24 protein-coding genes and 1 pseudogene are annotated in these 24,068 nt (G+C 50.8%); 19 read left to right on the top strand and 6 right to left on the bottom strand.

What is annotated here, in order from left to right:
- Positions 1-54 precede the first annotated feature (54 nt).
- Together F7231_RS13900 and F7231_RS13895 are read left to right on the top strand one after the other, a co-directional pair.
- On the top strand, positions 55-486 hold the full coding sequence (locus F7231_RS13900; RefSeq protein ID WP_085413309.1) for a LytR/AlgR family response regulator transcription factor: 432 nt from the start codon (positions 55-57) through the stop codon (positions 484-486).
- Positions 487-794: 308 nt separating this feature from the next.
- The gene (locus F7231_RS13895) at positions 795-1,208 is read left to right on the top strand and encodes a LytR/AlgR family response regulator transcription factor (RefSeq protein WP_166692301.1); all 414 of its coding nucleotides are present in this window, start codon (positions 795-797) and stop codon (positions 1,206-1,208) included.
- 82 nt (positions 1,209-1,290) lie between these two features.
- Here the strand turns inward: F7231_RS13895 and F7231_RS13890 are convergent, their stop codons facing one another.
- A complete protein-coding gene (locus F7231_RS13890; protein ID WP_085415165.1) occupies positions 1,291-1,962 on the bottom strand; it encodes an outer membrane beta-barrel protein in 672 nt (223 codons plus the stop codon).
- 279 nt (positions 1,963-2,241) lie between these two features.
- Here F7231_RS13890 and radA point away from each other — a divergent pair, with 279 nt between their 5' ends.
- The 3 genes and pseudogenes from radA (at position 2,242) to F7231_RS13875 (ending at position 4,671) form a co-directional block, all read left to right on the top strand.
- Complete coding sequence (radA, locus tag F7231_RS13885; protein ID WP_085413311.1) at positions 2,242-3,618, top strand: DNA repair protein RadA; 1,377 nt, start codon at positions 2,242-2,244, stop codon at positions 3,616-3,618.
- A gap of 155 nt (positions 3,619-3,773) precedes the next feature.
- Positions 3,774-4,028: pseudogene (locus F7231_RS27845) on the top strand (catalase); the annotation flags it as partial.
- A gap of 148 nt (positions 4,029-4,176) precedes the next feature.
- A complete protein-coding gene (locus F7231_RS13875) occupies positions 4,177-4,671 on the top strand; it encodes an ankyrin repeat domain-containing protein (RefSeq protein WP_166692300.1) in 495 nt (164 codons plus the stop codon).
- An 82-nt stretch (positions 4,672-4,753) separates the two neighbouring features.
- Here F7231_RS13875 and F7231_RS13870 read toward each other — a convergent pair whose 3' ends face one another.
- Positions 4,754-6,535, bottom strand: coding sequence for an ABC transporter ATP-binding protein (locus F7231_RS13870; protein ID WP_166692372.1), 1,782 nt, complete (start codon positions 6,533-6,535; stop codon positions 4,754-4,756).
- Positions 6,536-6,866: 331 nt separating this feature from the next.
- Here F7231_RS13870 and nusB point away from each other — a divergent pair, with 331 nt between their 5' ends.
- The 5 genes from nusB (at position 6,867) to F7231_RS13845 (ending at position 10,069) form a co-directional block, all read left to right on the top strand.
- The gene (gene nusB / locus F7231_RS13865; protein ID WP_166692299.1) at positions 6,867-8,003 is read left to right on the top strand and encodes a transcription antitermination factor NusB; all 1,137 of its coding nucleotides are present in this window, start codon (positions 6,867-6,869) and stop codon (positions 8,001-8,003) included.
- Between the two features lie 80 nt (positions 8,004-8,083).
- Complete coding sequence (locus F7231_RS13860; RefSeq protein WP_085413314.1) at positions 8,084-8,386, top strand: YtxH domain-containing protein; 303 nt, start codon at positions 8,084-8,086, stop codon at positions 8,384-8,386.
- A 12-nt stretch (positions 8,387-8,398) separates the two neighbouring features.
- A complete protein-coding gene (locus tag F7231_RS13855; RefSeq protein ID WP_085413315.1) occupies positions 8,399-8,872 on the top strand; it encodes a DUF1573 domain-containing protein in 474 nt (157 codons plus the stop codon).
- A 62-nt stretch (positions 8,873-8,934) separates the two neighbouring features.
- The gene (gene yajC, locus F7231_RS13850) at positions 8,935-9,252 is read left to right on the top strand and encodes a preprotein translocase subunit YajC (RefSeq protein ID WP_085413316.1); all 318 of its coding nucleotides are present in this window, start codon (positions 8,935-8,937) and stop codon (positions 9,250-9,252) included.
- A gap of 94 nt (positions 9,253-9,346) precedes the next feature.
- On the top strand, positions 9,347-10,069 hold the full coding sequence (locus F7231_RS13845; protein WP_166692298.1) for a YbbR-like domain-containing protein: 723 nt from the start codon (positions 9,347-9,349) through the stop codon (positions 10,067-10,069).
- Between the two features lie 99 nt (positions 10,070-10,168).
- On the opposite strand, the gene F7231_RS13840 is transcribed toward F7231_RS13845, so the two are convergent.
- Complete coding sequence (locus F7231_RS13840; protein ID WP_229369914.1) at positions 10,169-11,362, bottom strand: capsule assembly Wzi family protein; 1,194 nt, start codon at positions 11,360-11,362, stop codon at positions 10,169-10,171.
- A 769-nt stretch (positions 11,363-12,131) separates the two neighbouring features.
- Here F7231_RS13840 and F7231_RS13835 point away from each other — a divergent pair.
- The 3 genes from F7231_RS13835 (at position 12,132) to corA (ending at position 15,029) form a co-directional block, all read left to right on the top strand.
- Entirely contained in the window at positions 12,132-12,701 is a 570-nt protein-coding gene (locus F7231_RS13835) for a DinB family protein (RefSeq protein ID WP_085413319.1), read from the top strand.
- Positions 12,702-12,802: 101 nt separating this feature from the next.
- Entirely contained in the window at positions 12,803-14,011 is a 1,209-nt protein-coding gene (locus tag F7231_RS13830; RefSeq protein WP_229369911.1) for an MFS transporter, read from the top strand.
- A gap of 67 nt (positions 14,012-14,078) precedes the next feature.
- Positions 14,079-15,029: a magnesium/cobalt transporter CorA gene (gene corA, locus F7231_RS13825; RefSeq protein ID WP_085413321.1), complete on the top strand. Its 951-nt coding sequence runs from the start codon at positions 14,079-14,081 to the stop codon at positions 15,027-15,029.
- A 22-nt stretch (positions 15,030-15,051) separates the two neighbouring features.
- On the opposite strand, the gene F7231_RS13820 is transcribed toward corA, so the two are convergent.
- Both F7231_RS13820 and F7231_RS13815 read right to left on the bottom strand, forming a co-directional pair.
- Positions 15,052-15,807: a hypothetical protein gene (locus F7231_RS13820; protein ID WP_085413322.1), complete on the bottom strand. Its 756-nt coding sequence runs from the start codon at positions 15,805-15,807 to the stop codon at positions 15,052-15,054.
- A gap of 89 nt (positions 15,808-15,896) precedes the next feature.
- Positions 15,897-16,436, bottom strand: a complete 540-nt coding sequence (locus tag F7231_RS13815) for a DinB family protein (protein WP_085413323.1) — start codon at positions 16,434-16,436, stop codon at positions 15,897-15,899.
- Between the two features lie 73 nt (positions 16,437-16,509).
- Here F7231_RS13815 and F7231_RS13810 point away from each other — a divergent pair, with 73 nt between their 5' ends.
- Positions 16,510-17,199, top strand: coding sequence for a TetR/AcrR family transcriptional regulator (locus F7231_RS13810; protein ID WP_166692296.1), 690 nt, complete (start codon positions 16,510-16,512; stop codon positions 17,197-17,199).
- Positions 17,200-17,329: 130 nt separating this feature from the next.
- Positions 17,330-18,658 (top strand): ABC1 kinase family protein, encoded by a 1,329-nt coding sequence (locus F7231_RS13805; protein WP_085413325.1) that lies wholly within the window; start codon positions 17,330-17,332, stop codon positions 18,656-18,658.
- A gap of 63 nt (positions 18,659-18,721) precedes the next feature.
- Here the strand turns inward: F7231_RS13805 and F7231_RS13800 are convergent, their stop codons facing one another.
- Entirely contained in the window at positions 18,722-19,585 is an 864-nt protein-coding gene (locus tag F7231_RS13800) for a choice-of-anchor Q domain-containing protein (protein ID WP_166692295.1), read from the bottom strand.
- Between the two features lie 897 nt (positions 19,586-20,482).
- Between F7231_RS13800 and F7231_RS13795 the strand changes: the two genes are divergently transcribed.
- From F7231_RS13795 to F7231_RS13780, 4 genes are all read left to right on the top strand, one after another.
- Positions 20,483-21,121 (top strand): 3-keto-disaccharide hydrolase, encoded by a 639-nt coding sequence (locus F7231_RS13795; protein WP_166692294.1) that lies wholly within the window; start codon positions 20,483-20,485, stop codon positions 21,119-21,121.
- A 22-nt stretch (positions 21,122-21,143) separates the two neighbouring features.
- Positions 21,144-21,653, top strand: a complete 510-nt coding sequence (locus tag F7231_RS13790) for a deoxycytidylate deaminase (RefSeq protein ID WP_085413328.1) — start codon at positions 21,144-21,146, stop codon at positions 21,651-21,653.
- Positions 21,650-22,246 carry an acyl carrier protein phosphodiesterase gene (locus F7231_RS13785; RefSeq protein WP_166692293.1) on the top strand — a complete coding sequence of 199 codons (597 nt, stop codon included), beginning with the start codon at positions 21,650-21,652 and terminating at the stop codon, positions 22,244-22,246. Before F7231_RS13790 ends, F7231_RS13785 begins: the two co-directional genes overlap by 4 nt.
- Positions 22,247-22,414: 168 nt before the next feature.
- Positions 22,415-24,046 (top strand): glycoside hydrolase family 28 protein, encoded by a 1,632-nt coding sequence (locus F7231_RS13780; protein WP_166692292.1) that lies wholly within the window; start codon positions 22,415-22,417, stop codon positions 24,044-24,046.
- The last annotated feature ends 22 nt before the right edge of the window (positions 24,047-24,068 follow it).

Raw genomic sequence — 24,068 nt, 5'->3', positions numbered from 1 at the left:
ATTGCCTGATTATTAGGATCAGGACCCCCAGTCAATCGTTTCACTCAAATCATTATGAAAATCATGACGTCTGAATCTTTCTTTGATGCCCTGTCGATGCCATTCCCCAAAAGTGTGGAAAAAAATACCCCATCGAACAACAACCAAAAACTGCTGATCCCTTTCTTCGACCGTAAACGTACAGTATCTGTCGATGAAATTGTTCGGCTGGAAGGTTCAGGCAACTACACAAACTTTTACCTGAAAGACGGCACGAAAATGTTGGTGTCCCGGACACTGAAAGAGTACGAAACATTACTCGACGGTCAGGCTTTTGTACGTGTACACAAGTCGTGTATCGTGAATCTCAGTTTTGTACGTAAGTTCTTCGTAAAGAAGGAAGGTGAACTCGAACTGGCTGATGGTCAGCAGGTAAAGATTTCACGTCGCCGTGCCCAGATGTTTGTTGACCGTATTCGTGATTATAGCCCTGCTTTGGTAAACTAGTCTATACAACCACACGCATCAGTAAAATGCCCCTGAACCGGGTCAACGTAGTTTTTACTAGGTTGACCCGGTTTTTTGCGTAAAGACATACGAAGCGCCGTTGAATAAAGAGTACGTAGAACTACGTAATCGGGTGGGGGGATTCACGCATTAAGAGCGTTTCTATTTTACATAAATGCCTGAAAAGTAGATAGTTATGTGATATGAAATGTGTAGATACACTTAACGGGTTTTTAGGAAGCGGTAAGTTCCCTGTAGTTTTGATTCAATCAAACGCCACTCTCAACTCCTTCTAAACACCCAATCACATGGAAGCTAAGTTTCTATCAACACCAGCACCAGCAGTAACGCCACATTATCCTGCTACTTACGTGCGTAACGCACAACGGATTGCGCTGCCATATCTCAATCGTACGGTTATGGTTTCTGTCGATGATATTGTATGTTTGGAGGGAGAGGGTAACTATACGTTTATACATACCCGTGACCGCCGCAAATACCTAGTATCAAAAACGCTGAAAGAATTCGAGAAAACGCTCGACAACGCTATTTTCATCCGAATTCACAAATCAAACATCATCAATCTGGCCTATGTACAGCATGGTGTATTTGCACGTGATCGCATCATCCGGATGGCCGACAACCGGGAGGTAACGATCTCACGTCGCCGGATGCGTGAGATATCGCAGCTACTCGCGCAATACCAGGAAGATATCAACTAACAGTCCAGCCTATACAGGTCATAAAAAAACCGCTTTCAGTTAATGAAAGCGGTTTTTTTATGACCTGTATAGGCTGGACCAACTAGAAAATCTTGTAGGCTAGAGTGATTTGCCATGACTTGGAGCGCTGGCTGAAGCTACCGGCCGACGTGTTGACCTGTGCAACATCAGATAGATTGCCTTGGTAACGAACATCAAGGCCGAGGCTTCCCAAATCAAGGCCACCTCCAATTTGGTAACTATAGTAGGCTTTCGACCAGGCGTCGTTCAGGGTGCCGGTGGTATACTGTTTCAGCGCGTCGCTCAGGCCCGCATTATCATTGATACGGAATGAAGCCATTGGGCCAACCATAAACCGCAACGGGCCACCTTTCAAACCCAGGAGTACAGGTACATCAAAACTAGTTGTTTTGATCGTTACGTTTTCGGTTACTCCATTTCTAACTACATCAAACTGGCCTTCCTGTGTAGTGTACATCACCTCAGGTTGTAGGAACAGGTTTTTACCAAAGCGTGTATAAACACCGAATGACGTACCTGTCCGACTTTTGTAGCTATCCGAAATATTGTCGCGCAGGGTTTGGCCATTTACGTCGACCGTGGGCGAACCATTTGAATTGGTGCCCGCATTAACAAATGGGCCAAACGTCAATCTCGACAGATTGACTCCGCCTTTGACGCCAATTTGAAAGCCTTGTGCGTAGGTGAGCGTCGGCAATACGGCAATGGCGAGGCCAAGCAGGATTTTTTTCATGGGAGCGTTAGTGTTCTTCATTGGATGTAGGGGCTTAACGACGAAACCGGCCCGGGCCGATCAAAAATCAACTATTTCTGAGCCAACGGCGTTATTTCATCAGACAGTTATTGGGGATTTAGCAGGGGCAAACGTGGCCATTTAACTGATCTGGAGCGTGTTCATAAACCACTCGCCAGGCAATCTGTTAGCCGTTGTTTCTCCTTTGATGAACGACCCGTGCTATCGTTTAATGCGAAGCCAATAATATGTTGTCAACACTTAGTTAACCGTACCTCCGTGGCGAAAATAAAAACCTCGTATTTCTGTCAAAGTTGTGGCAATCAAACTCCGAAGTGGCTGGGTCGCTGCCCGGCCTGTGGCGAATGGAATACCATTGTAGAAGAAGTTGTCCAGAAAGACGAGCCTGAAAAAGGCGGCTGGCGGGTTACCTCCGGCCCGGCCAAAATTGCTGCTAAACCCAAACCAATTCACGCAATTACCTACGAAGAACAGCCCCGCACGCTCACCGCCGATGGTGAGTTGAACCGGGTCTTGGGAGGCGGAATCGTGCCGGGGTCCCTGGTGTTGATTGGTGGTGAACCGGGCATCGGCAAATCAACGCTGCTGCTTCAGATTGCTCTTGGTCTGACAGATATGCGGGTGCTCTATGTGTCGGGCGAAGAAAGTGAACAGCAGATCAAGATGCGGGCCGAGCGGCTGGAACCCCCCACCAGCGATTGCCATATCATGACCGAGACATCGACGCAAAACATCTTTCGGGTGATCGAGCATTTCGAACCGGAAGTGCTCATCGTCGACTCTATCCAGACTATGCATTCATCGCTCGTCGAGGCGGGGGCGGGGAGCGTGTCGCAGGTACGTGAATGCAGCGCGGAGTTCATGAAATACGCCAAAGAATCGGGTGTTCCGGTGTTTATGATCGGCCACATTACCAAGGAAGGGTCGCTGGCCGGACCCAAAGTGCTCGAGCACATGGTAGACACCGTACTGACTTTCGAAGGCGACCGCCACACGACCTACCGCATCTTGCGAACTACTAAAAACCGGTTTGGCAGCACCTCCGAATTGGGTATCTACGAAATGCAGGGGTCGGGTCTGCGGCAGGTGTCGAACCCGTCGGAGATTCTGATTTCGCAACGTGATGAAGCCTTGAGCGGGGTAGCTATTGGCTCCATGATGGAAGGGAACCGACCGCTCATGATCGAGATTCAGGCCTTGGTGGGTGTGAGTACCTACAGCACGCCCCAGCGAAGCAGCACCGGCTACGACAGTAAACGCCTGCAAATGCTACTGGCGGTGCTGGAAAAACGCGGCGGCTTCCGGCTAGGTCAGCAGGACGTATTCCTGAATGTGGCGGGTGGATTGCGCGTTGAAGACCCGGCAATTGATCTGGCCGTGTGCGCGGCGATCGTGTCGAGCTATGAAGACATTTCCATTCCGACAACGGTTGCTTTTGCGGCTGAGGTTGGTCTTGGCGGTGAGGTACGTGCCGTGAGCCGGATCGAGGCGCGGATTGCCGAAGCCCAGAAGCTCGGGTTTAAACAGATTTATGTGTCAAAGTATAACCTGAAAGGGCTCGATGCCAGTCAATTCAGCATTGTTATTCGTCCGGTAGCGAAACTCGACGAAGTGTTTCAAGGCGTTATGTCGTAAGGTAGCTTGCGGTTTGATGGTTCCAGTTTGACGTTGCGTTGCTAACAGCTAGGGCGGGGATTTAGCGCCGCAATGTCAAACCGGAACCTAGTTACCACGTCAAACCATTTATCCAGACCTGGGTTAAGGGTTTTGTAATGTATTCTATAGGGGTTATGGATAGTACACAAAACGACAACCTTCCTAACGGACACTCAGGCCAGCAGTATGAACAGGCAGCCGCGCCCGAATCAACCTTTGGAGCAACGGGCCTGCAAGCGCAGGACCAGCCTACTAACCAGACCCTTACTACGCGGCAGGGCCACCCGCTAACCCACAACCAGAACGTTCGCACAATTGGCAACCGTGGACCAACAACGCTGGAGAATTACCCGTTTCTTGAGAAGATCTCCCACTTCGATCGGGAGCGACGTCGTTCGACAAGCTCAGGAACTATCGCATGAATCATAGCCTTATTAAGCGAATCGAACACCGGTCGACTTTGGTACAGCTTTATCCTCTTTAGGGTGAAGCCATACCAAAGTCGACCAGTTTTATGAACACCAGAACACAAATGCCATGACTTTTTCATCATCTCGTCCGGAGGACTTATTATTCGATGCTGCCCGCCGGGGCGATATTCCTTACCTGACCGAGCTAATCGGCGAGGGGATTGACGTAAATACGCAAAACGCGAAAGGCTTCACGCCATTGATTATTGCTACCTATGATGGCCAGCAGGAGGCAGCCAACGTCTTGCTGGCGGCTGGGGCAGCCGTGGATGTGCAGGATGTAACGGGCAATACCGCGCTGATGGGCGTTAGCTTCAAAGGGTATCCCGACATTGCCCGGATGCTGATTGAGCATGGAGCCGATCTCAACATCCAGAATGGTAATGGGGGAACGGCGCTTATGTTTGCCACGCTATTTGGCCGTAACGCGCTCGTACAGATTCTACTGGAAGCCGGTGCCGACACGACAATTCAGGACATTCGCGGCTTGACTGCTTACGATCTGGCTATTCAGCAAGGCAACGAAGAAGCACTAGCCTTGTTCGACCAACGAGTTGCCTGATAAGACTACACATTCGTCGTGCAGCGGAGCCCTTACCCTACTAGATGCCTGATGGCACACGGTAGGGCAGGGGCTTCATCATTTAGGCCTCCTCGGTCTGTAACTGCTTATCGTAGAGTTCGCGGTAGATACCGCCAAGGGCCATCAGGTGTTCGTGCGTACCCTGTTCCTTGATCTCGCCATTGTCGAGCACAATGATCTTATCGGCTAGCTTGGCCGACGAAACCCGGTGCGAGATGATCACCGACGTGCGATCTGCCATGATGCGGCGCAGGTTATTCAGAATGATGTTTTCCGTATTGGTATCAACCGCTGACAGACAGTCGTCCAGAATCAGGATTTTTGGGTCGCGGGCAATGGCGCGGGCAATGCTCAGGCGTTGCTTCTGCCCACCTGACAGGGTGATACCCCGTTCGCCGATTCGCGTTTCGAAGGCTTCGGGAAACGCCGCAATATTGTCGGTCAGGTCGGCATCATCGATGGCACGAAGCACCCGCTCCTGGGGCATATCGGGTTTGCCAAATCGAACGTTATTGCTGATTGTGTCGGAGAACAGGAATACATCCTGTGGCACGTACCCCATCTGCCCGCGCAGGTTACCAAGGTCATACTCCCGGATGGGTACGTTGTCGATTCGGATTTCGCCCGTCGACGCGTCGTACATGCGCGTCATGAGGTTCGCCAGAGTGCTCTTGCCCGAGCCCGTGGTACCCAGGATCGCCACGGATTCACCCGCCTGCACATCCATCGAAAACTCTTTCAGGGCTACGATGCCGGTGTCGGGGTACACGAAACGAACACGATCGAAGGTGAGGCGGCCGGTAATCTCGCGCACGATGTTTTTGGTTGAAACCAAACTTGTCTTTATCGCCATGAACTCGTTGATCCGTTGCTGTGACGCGGCGGCGCGCTGCGTTTGGCTGGTTGTCCAGCCCAGGGCCATCACCGGCCAGGTCAGCATGTTCACGTACAGGATAAACTCGGTAATGTTGCCTGCCGTAAGGCGACCAGCCAGCACTTCCTGCCCACCGATGTACACAACCAGCACGTTGCTGAGGCCGATCAGTAACACCGACATGGGTTGCCAAAGCGCGTCGACCATAGTGAGGCGGAGCGATTTCTCCTGGTACTTATTGGCTTCACCCTCAAAATTTTTCACTGAATTTTCTTCCTGCACAAAGGCTTTCAGCACCCGAATGCCCGAAAACGCTTCCTGTACATAGGTGCTCATCTGCGATAACGCCCGTTGAATCTCCTCCGACCGCTTAATGACAATGCTCTCGACCAGATAGATGCCAACAGAAAGAATGGGCAGGGGTAGCAACACGTAGATCGTCAATCGAACATTGATGCTGACCATGTAACCGATGACGAGTGCAAACAGTACCAGCAGGTTCATGCCATACATGATGCTCGGCCCCACATACATACGTACTTTGCCCACGTCTTCGGAAATACGCGCCATAAGGTCACCAGTGTTGTGCTGGCGATAAAAAGCGAGTGGTAACGTCTGGTACTGGTCGTAGATATCGTTCTTCAGGTCGTACTCGATATGGCGTGACATAACGATTAGTGTCTGCCGAACCAGGAACAGGAAGAACCCTTTCAATAAGGCCAGCGCCAGAATGAGCAGGCCATAGAGCGTGATGGTAAAGGCAAAAATCTCGTAGAGTTGAGACTGAAGAGACGTACCTGCGTAGAGGTAATAAATATCGAGCGTTTCCCGTACTAGGTCGAGCGCGTAGCGGACTAGTTGCGCCGGAAAGATGCCAAACAGGTTAGAAATGAAAGTGAAGACAATACCCCAGATAAGGTACCATTTATAACGGGCAAGGTATTTATTGAGATGCGCAAGGGCACGTATAGTTTCCACAACTGATTCAGGTACGTTCTGACTAAGCCAACGCGTAAACGACCCGGTTGGGTTCGCAGTGTACGGACATTGAATGGGCCACGGATTTGGCGAATTTAACCCAATCGCCACGGATCTAGGTGGGAGCGGAGTGAATCCGGTCACACCCGTGTAAATCCGATTAATCTGCCGAATCTGCGTACCTTTCAACATCAGGGTACCATCAAATCAGAAAAAGCTGTACTTTTGCACCCGATTTCAAGACAGTTCTTTTTCATCCCGGTAGTTTCAGACGGTTTTAGGCGGCTCTATGTTAAGCAGGCGATTACTCCGAATAAAGGTTATGCAGACGCTCTACGCGCTTCGGCAGGCCATTCAATCCAATAAGCAACTCGCCCTCGACGGCATTAGCGACCAGTTTCAACCCGATCTGAATTCGATGAAGCCGCAGAACAAGCGGCAATTGGAAGGCTACCGGAAACTGGCATCGCTGCTCTTCGAAGACGCCCTGAAGTCTGGTGAAACAGCTCAGGACGACGATGCTCCCAAATCTGTTCTCGACGCGGCCAACTCGGCCCTTGTCTACTACCAGAATCGCTACCGTAAAGACCAGCAGTTCCTGGCCGGCCGTCTGCTCGAAGCCGTGAAGGATATTTACAGCGATTACCTCCGCATCTTACAACTACTGGTCGAATACGGCCACATGTCGCGTTTAGACCGCGAACGGCTCTTCCCCGATCCCGACGTTACTCCGTTTGTGTACGAGTCAGACCTGAGTCAGAACAGTGTTATCCGTGGGTTGGCTGAGCATCAACCTCTGCAAACGGAGCTGGTTCGGCGGGGGATCACCTGGGCCGATGACCTGGCGTTTGTGCGGAAAACGTACCGGGAGGTGCTTAAGACTGACGAAACTGTAATTGCTTACTGCCTACAGCACGATCATACGCCTGACGAAGACCAGCAACTGGTGCAGCATATACTGCGGCAGCTGATTCTGAAAAAGGAGACTATCCGCGATTACCTGGCCGAAATCGATCTGGCCTGGGCCGAAAACAGCGAAGTGGTTCGGGGTATGACCATCCGAACGCTCAAGTCTGCGCAGGCGATGTCGGGCCTTACTCTGGAGAAACTCACCGACGATTGGGAGGCCGACGAGCAATTTTTGAACGAACTCTTCACCAATGCGATTCAGCGCGATGGGGACTACGAACAGTTACTGAGCGATCAGCTAAAAAACTGGGAAGTAGACCGTGTAGCTATCCTTGACCTGATTATCATGAAACTGGCTGTCTGCGAAATGCTTACCTTCCCCGGCATTCCGGTTAAAGTGACCATAAACGAGTACATCGATATGGCAAAGGCATACAGCACACCCAAAAGCGGTACCTTTGTCAACGGAATTTTAGATAACTTGTCGGCCAAATTAACCGCCGACGGGACACTTCGTAAGAGTGGCCGTGGTTTGATCGATAACAAATAAGTACGCTGCTGTATCGCGCGGAAATCGGGTTACTCCGACAACGTAGACAAGGTAGCCACTGACAACTAACGACTAACGTAATGAGCAGATCAGGACGTGATTTGGCGTTTTTCCTAACAGGAATAGCCACAGGAACCATTCTGGGCCTTTTGTATGCCCCCGAAAAAGGAGAAATCACCCGCGACCGGCTATCGTACCGGCTCTCGAAATACCGGGAGCAACTGGAGGGATTGCTGAACGAGTTGATGAATTCAGCTGAGCTACCCGAAAATTTCCAGAAATCGGAAGGGCAGCGCGTGGTAAATGATGCCCGCGAAAAAGCCGAGCGGTTATTGGAAGATGTTGACCGGCTGATGGCCCAAATTAAACAGCAGGGCGCTTAAGCGACACTAACCATGACGTATTCCTTCAGTCGGATTGGCCTGCTGGCCGCGGTGTTGGTCGGTTTATTGGGGCAGACTAGCTGTACCAATCGCCGCGACGCAAATGGACAGCCCGTTGGCGAGCAGAATGCCGTTGCCGGAAAATCGGCTAAAATAGAGTTCCTGGAAAAGGGAGTGCATGACTTTGGGCAAATTACCGAGGGCGATACCGTTGAGTACCTCTACAAATTTGTCAACAAAGGCGAGTTGCCGCTGATGATCAACAACATCACGGCGTCATGTGGGTGCACTACGCCCGATTGGCCACGCGACCCGGTGGCTCCCGGCCAGGAGTCGGCGGTGCGGGTACGTTTCAATAGCCGTGGCAAGCAGGGCGAACAGCGCAAGTCGGTCTCAATCTACGCCAACACCGAGCCTGCGATGACCAATGTTGAGTTTAAGGTATTGGTAAACCCCAAGCCAGACTCAACCAAAAAAACAAACTAAGCAGTTTCTCCACCGGCCCGTTGCCACCCCAGGGTAGTAACGGGTTTTTCTTCCCTATCACAATGCACGCACTATTGGCACAAGCCACCAGTCAGATTCCTCAAAGTGTTTTCACGTTTGCCCTTTGGGGCGGTGTGTTGGCGGTCATGTATTTCTTCATGATACGTCCACAGCAAAAAAAGGCCAAGGACCAGAAGAACTTCGTCAATAGCATGAAGAAAGGCGATTCGGTGGTAACCATCGGGGGCTTACATGGTAAAATCGTCTCGGTTGAAGCTACGACCGTAACGCTTGAAGTAGATCGCGGCACAAAGCTAACCTTCGAAAAGTCGGCTATTTCACGCGAGGCAACAGTTAAACCGGAAGCTGAAAAAGCCTGATGGTATACTTGTCAGTTTATTGTCAGTAGTTAGCCTCTGTTAAGGGCGAGACTAGTGACTATAAATGACTTTTTAATGATTATTTTCTTACAGTATGAGCGCTGAGGCAAACGTACCCAGTCAGCCGTTTCACCCAGGGAAATGGCTAATCTGCTTTGTAGGGGCGGGGTTATTCTGGATTATGAACGCCCTCAATAAAGAAGGTTACTCGCTGAATGTGGAGTACCCTGTTCACTTTCAATTCAATGAGTCGGCGTATATTCCTACTACAGCCCTACCACGAACTGTTCAGGTCAATGTGTCGGGCGATGGCTGGGATTTATTGCGGTTATCGTGGCTGCCTTTTCGCACCGAACCCGTAAACTACCAGGTCAAGAACCCACTGAAGGCATCGATCATCAACACGTCGGCTATGACCGCCGCCCTGTCTGATCAGGTCAAAAAGCTAAAGGTGAACTATGTAGTGGCCGATACACTCGAAATGAGCTTCGATCACCGCATGACAAAAACCATCCGATTGATTCCCGACAGCACCCATATCGATCTGTTTCCGCGTTACGTAGTGTCGAGTATCATTAACCTGACCCCATCTACCATTACGGTTCAGGGCCCGGCCCGACTGCTGAGAGGGTTCAGTGATACTATGCTTGTCAAGATTCCAGGGCGGCGGATTGCTGCGAATTATGATGAGGAGTTGCCAATTACCGCCTTCCGTCATCCGCTGGTGCAGCGCAGTTCAGACAAAGTGTTTGTCAGTTTTGAAGTAGGGGAATTACTTTCACCCTTACCTGCTGAATCAAAAGGAACAAATCGATAAGCAACTTATCTTGTCACTAAAAAGGCTTTCTCTGCATAGAGGGAGCCTTTTTGCTTTGTAACCGCTACCGCTTATCGCTGCGTTACAGGTGTAGGTACGTTATCGGGTGAACCTCGACTTGATCAAACCTTCCTTCTTCAGACTGGCAAAAATACCCAGGTTATCCGGGTAAAGATCTCCCTTATCATAGGCCAGGCTAGAGGTAAAGACTGAGCCGCCCAGCCAGGGAAGTTGGGTCGTCAGGCCAACAAATCCCGAAAACTGATTAGCGCTGAATGGACTATCGTATGTACCTGCGTTTTGACTGTACGAGAATTTGCCGGAAAATCCAACCTGGCTACTCAATTGCCCAGAAAGACCAACATGATATACCCGAACCCGATTATTGTTCGTGAAAAAGGCACCCGGAAACGAAGCGGGTAAGTCTGTTGCGGGTGGTATAAACGGCGTACCAATCGTGCGTCCATACCGTGACCATCCGTCCCGGTATTGCCCGTGATTGAAGTAATTGTCTCGTCCCCGGCTAGCCGGATCACTGTTGATAAACGTATTTCCTCCCTGACTCATCGTACTCAGAAATTCCAGCACGACCTTATTAAGTCGCAGCCCGCTGCTACCAGATCGTTTATTCTGAATCTTAAGTCCGTTCAGCCCATCGGCAATATTGATCAGGTAAAACAGGGAGCCGTCTTCGTAGATACTCTGACGATAGAATACCATGTCGAACTTATTGGCGCGTAAAGTCACACCCAGATCAATTGTGCCCAGATGATTGCCAATTCGGTTCCCGGTATCAAACGGACTATACACTGTAGTATCTACTATCCGATTACCCAGACTGGTACCCAATACAAGGTCGGCGTAATCACTAAGCGTAGACGGGAGTTGGTTGCGACGAATAAATTCACCTGGAAGCGATTCGTTGCTACCACCCCATTGTACCTGATGGTTCATGCCACCATATACCCATACCCGCCAGTTAGGCTTGCCGAGCCTAAGGTAGAGGGCTTTTTGGTGCAGCATCGACCCCTTTACGAAGCGATCGTACTCAAACCAGCCTTGTGCGTAAAAAACATTGATGGCGAATGCCTTACCAAGCGATTGCCAGCCGTCTGTACCAATCTGAATTTTGAGCGGCGGCAACGCGTTGCCCGACCAGATGTATGATCCCGACGAAACCGTGGAATCGACAAGGCCAATCAGTTCCCGGCGTCGACCTGCATAGAGTTCAACGCCACGATACTTTACTTTGGCATAAGCCTCTGGGACCAAAAGGGTCAGTTTCTGATTCAAACTGGTACTATTCAATACCATATCAAAGCCCCAGCCCCAGTCTACACGTCGATGAACTGCCCGCAGGCTGTCTATCCTGGATGTTGGTTTACCATAATAGTTAGCTTTAAGTCCACCCCTAAGGGTGGCGACCGGCTCGGAACGCTCACCCTCATTTCCGGGCACTATTCCGTACTGGTTGGCACGCTGCCAAAATGGGATGTCGCCCCGAAACGGCACATAACTACCAAGTTCTATTTGGTATGATAATGGTTTACGAGTTTGAGCAAAAACTGAAAGGCTGCAAAGAATAAATAAAGGGAGCAACCGCATAAATAAACTGGTATTTTGTGAATGGATGGTGTTCTTAATTAGTTAGTTATGGGTGTTAATTGGATAAAATTGCGAACTAAAGGTAGGTAGAATAGACAAGGTACCCCGCCCACTGAATAAGTTACTCTTAGTGTACATACAAATCTTAGTTTACACCTCATGTAACTATAAGTAGTTGCTGAACTGAAAAGCATAAAATAGGCTAATTAGCGTACAGAGGTGGCTAATTTTTCGGAAGGCGGTCAATATTGACCTACCTTTGTACCAGCCATTTGTTGGCGATTCTGGCTTGCTCTACTGATGTGTGTACAGAACGAACGGTTACCGTATACGTTCTTCAGGCTGTGGTGCTCCCAGGTTGTTTTGCGGCTTGCCGACACAGACGGTGCATTGGCAAAGTAGACGCCGGCTACCAGCGAAATAGATGGTCAAACATATCAACTAACGTTCTACACGAATGGAACAACCGAATAACGACGAACTACTGCGAATCATCGATTTGCTAAATACAACCTATGAAGGCGAAGAGGCCTGGCATGGTCCCTCACTGGCGGAAGTGATGCGGGACGTAACGCCCGACATGGCCAGTCTGCGCATTGCCCCCAACACCCACTCCATCGCCGAACTGCTATTCCATATGACCAGCTGGCGTATCTTCTGCGTGAAAAAGATGCAGGGCGACGGTGAATTCGATATTTTGACGCCAGAAAAGAACTTTGGTCAACTGCCCGATAAAATCGACGATTTTGAGTGGGAGGCGCTGCAAATGGAATTGAGCCTGAGCCAGGAAGAATTGATCAATGAGCTGGATAAGCGCGACGAAGATGAGTTCCTGGAAGAGATCGTGCCTGGTCGTGACTATACATACTACGATCTGTTGCACGGCATTATCAACCACGATATTTACCATGCCGGTCAGGTAATGATTCTGAAGAAAGCGTTGACGTTCAAAGCCGCCGGCGCTGGCCGGTTCCGCGACGCTGACGATGACTTCGGTTCATCATACGACCGGGAAGATTATTACTAGCCTGTTAGACAAAGCAGGATAAACAACCGCCTATGTCTGGCCGACCGGTCAGCCGTTGTGATCTGTTAGTCCTGCTTTGTTCATTTTAACGCAATACCCGTTTGCCAAATCAACTGAACCGTACAGATTCAGCTTCCCTTGCTGTACCCTCGCTGTACACGCTGCCGTTCTGGCTACTGTGCCTGAGTAACTTCCTCTTCTCGGCCAGTTTCTCGATGATGATTCCTGAGCTGCCCGAATACCTGACTAAGCTGGGCGGCCGTGAATACATTGGCCTTATCATCGCGCTCTTTACACTCACGGCGGGCATTTCACGACCATTTAGCGGCAAGATTACCGATACCGTGGGGCGTGTACCGGTGATGGCCTTTGGCTCAATCGTCTGTTTTCTCTGCGGACTACTTTATCCATACCTGATTACCGTAGCGGGTTTCCTGACTCTACGGCTGGTTCATGGCTTCTCGACCGGGACAAAACCAACTGCTACCTCCGCCTATGTTGCCGACGTTGTACCGGTTGACCGCCGGGGCGAGGCCATGGGTGGGCTGGGCCTGTTCACCGCCACTGGTATGTCGTTGGGGCCGGTTATTGGTAGTTTTCTGGTGAACAACGCCAGTATGAACACCATGTTCTACACCTCGTCGGGCTTTGCCCTGATGTCGATCGGTATTTTGCTTCGTCTGCCCGAAACGCTCGAAAACAGACAGCCCTTTCGGTTCAGCCTCTTTAAACTCCGGTCCGACGAGTGGTTCGACTTGGGCGTGCTACCGGCTTTCTTCGTGCAGTTGCTCAACTCGTTTGCGTCTGGTGTGGTCATTATCTTGGCCCCGGCGCTGAGTCAGTCGGTGGGGGTGACCAACAAAGGGTGGTTTTTTGCCGTATACACGCTGGCGTCGCTGGTCGTTCGATTGCTGCTCTCCAAATCATCCGATCGGTATGGCCGAATTCCGGTGATGATTGCCTCGACTACGGTGTTGGCTGTTTCGCTGGTAATGCTGGCGTTAACCAACTCAGTAGCGCTGTTTTACTGCTCAGCGGTTGTATACGGCCTGGCCTGGGGGATGAACTCGCCAACGTTGCAGGCATGGGCCGTTGATTTAAGCGACGAAGCAACGCGTGGCCGGGCTATGGCAACCCTCTATATTGCGCTCGAACTGGGCATTGGCCTGGGGGCATTGGCGGCAGGCTGGTTCTTCACCCACATGGCCGCGCAGGCACTGACTGTTGCTTTTAGCCTGTCGGCTGGCCTGGCTATACTGGGCGTAGTGTACCTGCTGAGCATCAGAAAAAACGTGCGGTTCCGTCATTAACGGGTGGCTGGCTTACGCCGCGCTGGCCCGAAGATTGCAAACAGACAGGTAATAACTTTACTGATTCATGATTCGCATATTTCAGCAGGACGAAACGGCCGTTCGTAAGGTTCGGGACTTCGATTCATTTCAGGATACCGAACGTACCTTGTGGGTAGACCTTCAGAACCCGACGCCCGATGAAATAAAAAGTGTAGAAGAGAAATTCGATGTCAGTTTTCAATCGCAGCAGGAGCAGGCCGAAATTGAAAGCAGTTCACGTTACATCGAAGAGGATGACCGGCTGGTAGCGAACTCAAACTTCCTGATTCCTACTCGTAACCACGAATACAAAACAGTGCCTGTCAACTTTCTGCTGAAAGACGATGTGTTGTTCACGTACCGGTTTGCCGATCTGAAAAGCTTTGCCGACATGGTGAAGAAGATCAAATCGAAGCGAACGGTTTTCAGTGATGGTGCCCAAATCATGATCGCCATTTTTGAGTCGAGGATTGATTATGATGCTGACCTCGTCGAATCGCTCTCGACGCGGGTTAAGGAGATCAACAAACAGCTCGACCTCGATGCTAAACTCGACCGCGAAATGCTGCTGTTGATCAACGACTACCAGGAATTAACCATGTCGATTCGCGAAAATGTGGTCGATAAACAACGCGTGATTTCGGCCATGATTCGCTCCAATGGCTGGTTCACGTCAGACGAGCAGGCGCGCCTCAGGATTGTAATTAAAGATATCAACTCGCTGATCGATCATACCAATTTCATCTTCGAGCGGCTGGAGTTTTTGCAGAACACGTTTCTTGGTCTGGTCAATCTGGAGCAGAATAACATCATCAAGATATTCACCGTATTGTCGCTGGTGTTGCTGCCGCCCACGCTCATTGCCAGCATTTACGGCATGAACTTCACCGATATGCCTGAACTGAGCTGGCGATTCGGGTACCTGTTCGCGCTGGGTCTGATGGCCATCTCATCGGGGCTGACTTACTACTTCTTCAAAAAGAAAAACTGGTTGTAGCCCGGCCAGAAAAGCGAATCGATTACTTCTTGCTAGTCAGTCGATAGTCACCAACGTAGGTAAAGTAGCTCCACGTACCCGCTTCAGGTTGAACTGCATCGACCTGCACGTTCGAAAAACGGGTCAGTACGTAGTCGTCCGGCGTTATATTATTCGTTTGTATGACCTGCGCCGGCAATCCAGTTGATTGGTCGACCAGCAACTTGTAGGTGATCAGGCGCTGGGTTGTCAATGACGATATCGTGCCCAGGTTACTGATCGTTTTACTGGGTAGTGAAAAGCAAATCAGTTGGTAGGGTCTGTTAGCAACAAGCGTATCACTCAGGGATTTAGGAATTGCCTTATCGGCCACAATTGTAGCAAGCGCGTATCTGAAGCTAGCTGGCGAATTGACGAGAAAAGATAGCGAGGCCAGGTCACCCTGTCTGGGCTGTTGATTGACCTGCATCGTACGTTGTGTGTGGTCGAGCATGAAATAGGCCTTTCCATCATAGACCTGACGGAAGGCATCGCTCTCAATCTGAAATCGAAAGCCGGTCAGTGGTAGATCTGGCTGAAAACCGACAAACACCTTGCCTGACAACTCATTCCGGTATTGTTCCGACTTATAATTTACGTCACGGTAATAGTCGTAACGCATGTACTTGATGGCCTGTAGGCGGGCCAGCAACCGGGCCAGTGCCTCATCTGGTGTGTCGGCTACGGATGGTAATCCATTGGTTAGCTGACTTAGAAAAAGCAGAAAGCCAAAGAGGCCTTTTAGAATCGGCTGATGCATCGTTATAGCCCGGATTAGGTGAATGTAGCGTACTAGTGGAAAGATGAAGGTCTTTCCTTAAACGTTGCAGCGCTGAGCAACTATATGGTTCACTGGGGTGCTTGCTGTAGCACCGTTCTATCTTGAAGCCCGACGAGTAGCTTGGCCGTAACCAGCAACTGACCCACATGGCGCATCGAGTGCTCAGCCGCATGAAATAGCAGCCCGCCTACTGTAGATGGCAAGCCCTCCCGCCCCACGGGCCGGTAGTCTGGCAACGCACCTGGATCAACCGTACGCAGGTGCGCTACGGTACGCTCAGTTTGTGTATGAAGCCGGGTGAGTAGATCGGCTACTGTTGGCATCTCGTTGGTTGGTTTACCTTCCTGACGTAGGTACGTAAACTGCGTTTCAGACAGCGCTTCGTGCCGGGCGTAGGTCAGCATGCGGTCCTGAACACCGGCAATATGCTGTAGGTGAAACCCAACTGATGCCAGCCCCGCGGGTCGCTCCCACAGCAGCGCGTCTGGAAAATTACTCAGTGCCGTTCTGGCATCAAGTAAGGCTTGCTCCAGGGCGTGAGCAGCGGGCTGGAGCAGCGCAGGTACGTTTGGTAAGGGCCCTCTGAGCCAGATTTCCGGTTGATTCATTGGTTCGATTTATTGTTTAACGTTTGCCTCTGAACGCTAAACTTTTACCTCATACAAGCCGTTTCCTAAGTATATGGAAACGCTAGAAAAAATCCGTAAGGCATACACCGAGTATGTCCTTGAGAACGGCAAACAACCCACCTCCGTCTTCCAGTTCGCCAAGAAGCTAAAACTCGCCGAAGCTGAATTCTATGATTATTACGCCTCCTTCGATGCCATTGAGGCCGATGTGTGGCACACGTTCTTCTTAGACGCCAAACGGGCAGTTGAAGCAGACGCTACCTATCAGACCTACTCGGTCCGGGAGAAGGTACTGGCCTTCTACTACACTTGGATTGAGATGCTGAAAGCACAACGCAGTTTCGCCGTGTATAGCTATGGCCGGTTGCGGGGCACCGCCGACGACATGGCTATGTCATCGTCGATTGGCAAGGCTGGCCTGATGGCCCGCAGCAAAAATAAAAATTCGCAGGTGCTGATGCCGTTCAAGGAAGCGTTCTACGATTTTGCCCGCGATCTGCTGGCCGAAGGCCGAGAAAGCCGCGAGGTGGAACCCCGCCCGTTTCTGACCGATCGATACCCGAATGCGCTCTGGACTCAGACACTGTTTATCCTCGACTTCTGGGTACGTGACGTTAGTAAGAGTTTCGAAAAAACAGATATGGCCATTGAGAAATCAGTCAATACAGCTTTCGACCTCATCGGCCGTTCACCGCTCGATACGCTGTTCGACTTTGCCAAGTTCGCCTACCAAAATAGATAGTATCTAGTACGCAGATAATGTGGATTGAAAAGAGTTAAGTGGCGTTTGTCAACTAAACGAGTTTCACTGATACTCAAATTCTGTGTCAGTTCTGTACGATCTGCGTACCATTAAAAGCCCTTTTGGCCTTATGAAGACCCAAAATTCAGTACCGACCAGCAAAGTTGCCCGTGCCAGCCAGTTTGTAAAAGCCGGCGTGAAAGTGGGTGGCAACTACATTAAGCACTACACCAAACGGCTCGTCGATCCGTCGATGACGAAGGAGGAACTGCATAGTGATAACGCCGCCGATATATACGATGCACTGAGCGAACTGAAAGGGTCAGCCCTGAAAATGGCGCAGATGCTGAGCATGGACCGGGGTATCCTGCCAACGGCTTATAGCGATAAATTTGCCATGTCACAATACTCGGCGCCCCCGCTGTCGGGCCCGCTGGTGGTGAAAACGTTTCGTACGCTTTTCGGCAAATCACCGAATGAACTGTACGACAAATTTGACATCAACTCTGTCAACGCTGCGAGTATCGGGCAGGTGCATTCAGCCTGGAAATGGGGCAAAAAACTGGCCGTTAAGGTGCAGTACCCCGGTGTAGCCGACAGCGTCACGTCCGATCTGCGTATTGCCAAACCGCTGGCCGTGAGGCTGCTAAATCTTGATGAGCGGCAGATCGATCGCTTTATGGGGGAGGTAGAGAGCAAGCTACTCGAAGAGACGGATTACGATCTTGAACTCCGTCGGTCAGTCGAAATCTCGGAAGCTTGTTCGCATATCGAAGGGCTGGTGTTTCCAAAATACTACCCTGAACTGTCGAGTAAGCGCGTGCTGACGATGGACTGGCTCGATGGGTTACATTTGAAGGAATTCCTGGCCACGAACCCGACGCAAGAAGCACGTAACCGGATTGGTCAACTATTGTGGGATTTCTACGATCACCAGATCCACAACCTCCGTCAGGTGCACGCCGATCCGCATCCAGGTAACTTCCTGATGCGGCCAGACGGCACAATGGGCGTTATCGATTTCGGCTGTGTGAAGGTGATTCCCGATTATTACTACGACAACTATTTCCAGCTCATCAACCCCGATACGCTGAAAGACGAAGCCCTGACGCAGCAGATTTTCGAAAACCTCGAATTTTTGGTACCGCAGGATTCAAAGAGTGACCGGAAGTTCTTCTCCGACCTGTTTATGCAAATGATCGATATGTTGGGCGAGCCCTTTGCCGTCGATCGATTTGATTTCGGCAACGACGAATACTTTACCAAGGTGTACGATTTCGCGGATAAGCTCTCGAAGATGGAAGAACTTCGCTCATCGAAAGTAGTACGCGGCTCGCAGGATGGCCTGTACGTGAACCGTACGTATTACGGCCTATACGCCATGCTCAACGAACTGAAAGCGGAAGTGGTCACCAACAAGCCCGAGTGGCTTAAACCGAAAGCATTGGCTTCTGTGTAGAAACTAATTTAACGTTACAACATGCCGCTGAATCACGATTCAGCGGCATGTTGTGTTTTAGGGCTACCTGATGCGTTGCGCCGATACGGGTGGGCAGTTAACGGGCAAACAACCCAATTCGTAGGCCCCCATATCAACTCGGCCGTGTTGAACACGTACCTGACCCGCCAGATCGAATGCGGGTAAGCCCATCGTGTTCGGGTCGCCACTGTTGACAGCCGGGCTAGTGGGTTGCAATTGGAAATTTCCGCTGGCCGGATTCACAAAGGCAGGATCTGTAGTCAGATTACCTTCTCCCGGAGTCTTTTCCTGCAAATTCGAGTAGGAAGCCGACAAGCCGGTTTGGTAGGAGGAAACAGACTGGCGATAGGAAAAATTGTCAGACTGAGCTGTATTGCCCCAGGCAATGCAGTTCTTTAGAGTAACTACATTTTCGCTAATCTCTCTCAGTGGATTCGAGTCGTAATACTGGAATTTAGTAGTCAGTGCGCCACCGGCAGTAATCGCTATATTGTTAACAAATGTACAGTTCGTAAGCGTAGCTCTTGTGGCGCCATCTTCAGAGACACCATAGAGTGCTCCCCCGTTTACCGCTTTATTAGTAGAAAACAGGCAATTGGTAAAAGTTGGATGCGCGCTGGAAAAATCGACTGCACCACCTCCTTTACTATATACATTGTGCGCAACTGAATTTGCCGTAAACACGCACCGATCAAGCTGAGACACGCCGCGCCCAATAAGTAAGGCCCCACCTGATCCGGCTGCTATATTTCTATCGAATGTGCAGTTGGTAATGATTAGTGAATTGAGGGCCTTATCCTCTAAGTATCGGTCAGAAATGGCACCACCCTCATTAGCGCGATTGTTTACGAAGGTTGAGCGGGTTAGGCGGCTATCAATAGTGCCACCAACGGTGTATAATGTCAAGGCGCCTCCGCTGCCAGCTTCATTGCCCTCAAATAGGCAATCCTGAATGACAAGCGTACAAGTTGCTCCCGCATCAGCTCGGAATAATATAGCACCACCTCCATTTAAGCTGGGAAAAATTCTGTTGTTTATAAACGTACACGAGTAAAGGTAAAGTTGGGTTGGTGTTCCTGTTGCTCTTACTCTGATACCCACTCCTTCACTTTGACTCTCAGTTGATGACCTATTTCCATCCCGAACCGTAATCATACTAAGTATGATTGGCTGACTGGTATTTAAGATCTGAATAATATTCATGCTATTGTCTGATCTATCGCCAAGTATTCCTATATCTCCAGATAGTATCGTTTCATAGACCACAGTTTCTGGTCGTTGGCTTTGTGACGTTTCCCCTCCAGCGAAACCACCATATATCGACACGCCCGACGCTAGACTGAAGGATGCCGTTCGATCTCCTGTTGTAGTTGGGTAATACGTACCGGAGGCCACCCAGAACTGCGTTCCTGAGGCAGCCGTGGCAACGCTATTGGCCAGCAACGTACCTGGCAGCGCATTTGTCCACGATGTACCTGAGGCGTTACCTGCTCCAGTTGGCGTAACGTAAACAACTGATTGACAGAAGGAATCGAATCCTGAAAGGAGAAAGAGGAACGCTACTATAAACTTTGGCATCAGTAAACATATGTTGGTAACTAACTTTGTTTTAAGTAGCAATAACCATACCGCTGGTTTACTTATTGCGCTCTGAATTGGCTGTTTGCCAGTAGCGCTACTGATTAGCTAGCGGAACTACTATCTTTACTACGCATAAAACAATACACGTTCCGGCTTGTATTCGCGGTCAAACGTGTAGATTAGTCATTCATTTAACGGTACGTGTAAGTCAATACCCAACTCATGAAAAACTACCTCACCCTTACTGTCGCCCTGCTATTGACGCTTGGGACTACTGCGTTTGCACAAAAGAAATCAGCGAACGATTGGGTAAACCTCTTCGATGGTAAAACGCTGACTGGCTGGAAAGCGGCCGAAAATCCGGGTACGTTCAGTGTGGAAGACGGTGCTATTATGGTATTTGGTCCCCGGGCACATCTCTTCTACGAAGGGGCCGTGAACGACCACAACTTCAAAAATTTCGAGTGGAAGGCGAAGGTGAAGACTATGCCGGGGGCTAACTCAGGTATGTTTATTCACACGGCTTATCAGGAAACGGGCTGGCCCGCCAAAGGCTACGAGATCCAAGTGAACCAGACGCATACCGACTGGCGCAAAACGGGTAGTGTGTATGGCAAGCAGGACGTGAAAGAGACGTTTGTGAAAGACGATGAATGGTATACCGAGCACATCATTGTGAAAGGCAACCAGGTAACAGTGATGATCAACGATAAGGTGATCAACTCGTACACGGAGCCCGAAAGCATCACTCAGGGAACAAGCGCACAAAAGCTGAGCGCAGGAACGATCGCCATTCAGGGTCACGACCCCAAAAGCAAAGTCTATTTCAAGGATATTCAGGTACGTATCCTGCCCGATTAGTCACCCACGTACCCACCGACTGATGAAGCCCCGTTTCGACGACATTTTCATGGAATTGGCCGTGAACCTGGCCAAGCGTTCACACTGCATTAAAGCGCAGGTTGGGGCCGTACTGACCAAAGACACGCGCATCATCTCGATTGGCTATAATGGGCCACCCGCTGGCACACACAACTGCGACGAGGAATTTCCTGATGTAGGTTGCCCCCGCGATTCGAAAGGTTCGTGCTCCTTGGCGCTACATGCCGAGCAAAATGCCATTCTATACGCGGCTAAAAACGGATCGGCCATCGAAGGGGCTACCATCTATGTTACCCTATCGCCTTGCATCGCCTGCGCACGAATCATCTATAGCATGAAAATCAGCCGGGTGCTTTACCTGCACTCCTACGCCGAATACAAAGGCATTGGCTCTGATGAGGGCGTTGACTTCCTGACCAAATTTGGCGTCGAGGTAGAGCGGTACGTACCTACGTCGGGCTTTATGTTGCAGGAGGACCAGGCGCCGCTGGCCAGCGCGCGCACGGTATGAATTTACTCGCACATGCCTGGCTGTCGGATCGGAATGAGGGCTACCTGATCGGGAATTTCATGGGCGATTTCATTAAGGGTGACCCTGCGGCTGAGCGGCATGGTCTGCTGCCCGTCGAAATCGACGGCATTCGTATTCACCGGGCCATCGATGCGTTCACCGATTCGCACGCTGAAGTTCAGGCGGTGCGGACCTTGCTATATCCGCGTTGCCATAAATACGCCGGGGTAGCCGTCGATGTGTTTTTTGATCATTTCCTGGCTACGCAGTTCACTGAAATTACCGGCGACAACCTGCATGAGTTCGTTGGGTACGTCTACCACCAGTTGCGGGTTCAGGCCGACCGGTTACCGCCCCGTGCCGCCCGGATGGCTCATTACATGATGGAACAGGACTGGCTGCGCAACTACCAGACCACGGCGGGTATAGACCGGGCATTGTCGGGCCTGTCGCGCCGTACCCAATTTTCGTCGGGGTTGGATACGGCCGTACAGGATTTGGTGCTGCATTACGACGCCATTAATCTGCACTTTCTTCGATTTTGGCCCCAACTTGCCGACCATATTCGGCAAACGATAGCCGAGCTGGCATAACGCGGCGTTGTATGGCATCGTTGCCGGGAACGATTGCGTAAAAAAAAGGCAACCGCTTCTTGAATAAGTGATGATCTACCGGTCTATTTATCGTTCAGTATACCTGAATAGGGTACCCAGCGTATGAATGAATACCCAAATGACATCCCCTTAGTTGCCAACGATATAATGAAAAAACGCGTAGGATTTACCTTATTGGTCATCGCAACTGCGTTCCGGATGGCCCCCGAAGCGGTGCCTGCACTGCCAAAGGTCGCCGCTCCCAAATTCCGGAAAGATACGATCTCCATCAGTCGCTTTGGTGCCGTGGCCGATGGGCTCACGCTCAATACGGCGGCTATCACAAAAGCCATTGAGCAATGCAACAAAGCAGGCGGGGGCGTGGTGCTGGTACCACGCGGCCTGTGGTTAACTGGCCCTATCACCCTGAAAAATAATGTGAACCTGCACCTGGCAAAAGGCGCGTTGGTGCAGTTCAGCAGTCAACGCGAAGCCTACCCGCTGGTATCGACAACCTGGGAAGGAGAGGAGGCTATCCGGAATCAAGCCCCCATTTCCGGTGTTGACCTGGAAAATATCGCCATCACGGGCGAAGGTATTCTGGATGGAGCTGGTGATGCCTGGCGGATGGTGAAGAAAAGCAAACTAACCGCCGACCAGTGGAAGAAACTGGTTGCGTCGGGCGGGGTGCTCAACGACAAACAGGATACTTGGTACCCGACTGCCCAGTCGCTGAAAGGCGCTTCAATGACCATCAAAGGCGGCCAGGATAAAGCGTATTATGAAGCGGTCAAAGATTTTCTGCGGCCAAATATGTTTAGCCTCACGCGCTGTAAGCGGATTCTGCTCGAAGGCGTAACGTTCCAGAACTCGCCGGCCTGGTGCCTGCACCCGCTGCTTTGCCAGGATATTACATTGCGGAATGTAACGGTTAAGAACCCCTGGTACGCCCAGAACGGGGACGGGCTTGATCTTGAATCGTGCAAAAACGGGCTGGTCGAAAACTGCCTGTTCGATGTTGGTGATGATGGCATTTGTGTCAAGTCGGGGCGGGATGAACAGGGACGTAAGCGCGGTGTGCCTACGGAGAATATCATCGTCCGGAATTGCAAGGTGTACCACGCCCACGGCGGGTTTGTGATTGGCAGCGAAATGTCGGGCGGGGTAAAAAACCTCTTTGTCTCAAACTGCACTTTTATGGGCACCGATGTTGGCCTGCGTTTCAAAACGGCACGCGGCCGGGGGGGCGTGGTTGAGAACGTGTTTATCGATGGCATCGACATGACTGATATTGCCGGGGAGGCCATTCTGTTCGATATGTATTACGCCGCCAAAGATCCGGTGCCCCAGCATGGTGAATCGAACGAGCTGCCCGCTATCCCGGCACAGCCACTGTCGGAGGGAACCCCCCAGTTTCAGAAATTCGAGATCCGGAATGTGACCTGCAAAGGGGCCGAAACGGGCATTATGGTGCGGGGGCTTCCCGAAATGTCGGTGAAGGATATCCTGATCGAAAACGCCGTATTGCAGAGCCGGAAGGGGCTTGTATGCATCGAAGCCGAGCGAATTCATCTGAAAAACGTAGCGATGATAACCCCTGCTAAAACGGTGATGCAGATTCAGAACAGCCGAAATCTGACGTTCGACAACATTCGGTACAATGACGGCACCGACCTGCTGATGTACATTTCAGGCGATCGCTCAAAAGAGATCAAGCTACAAAATACGGATAGGTCACGCGCTAAAAAAGTAGTAGAGACCAGTGCCGGTGCACCTGGTAACGCCCTGACCATGAAGTAATCAGTGGGTACACCGGGCATTG

Source organism: Fibrivirga algicola, assembly GCF_011742925.1.
In the GTDB taxonomy this organism is placed as follows: domain Bacteria; phylum Bacteroidota; class Bacteroidia; order Cytophagales; family Spirosomataceae; genus Fibrella; species Fibrella algicola.
The sequence above is the reverse complement of the archived record's forward strand: the minus strand, read 5'-3'. Positions and strand labels throughout refer to the sequence as shown.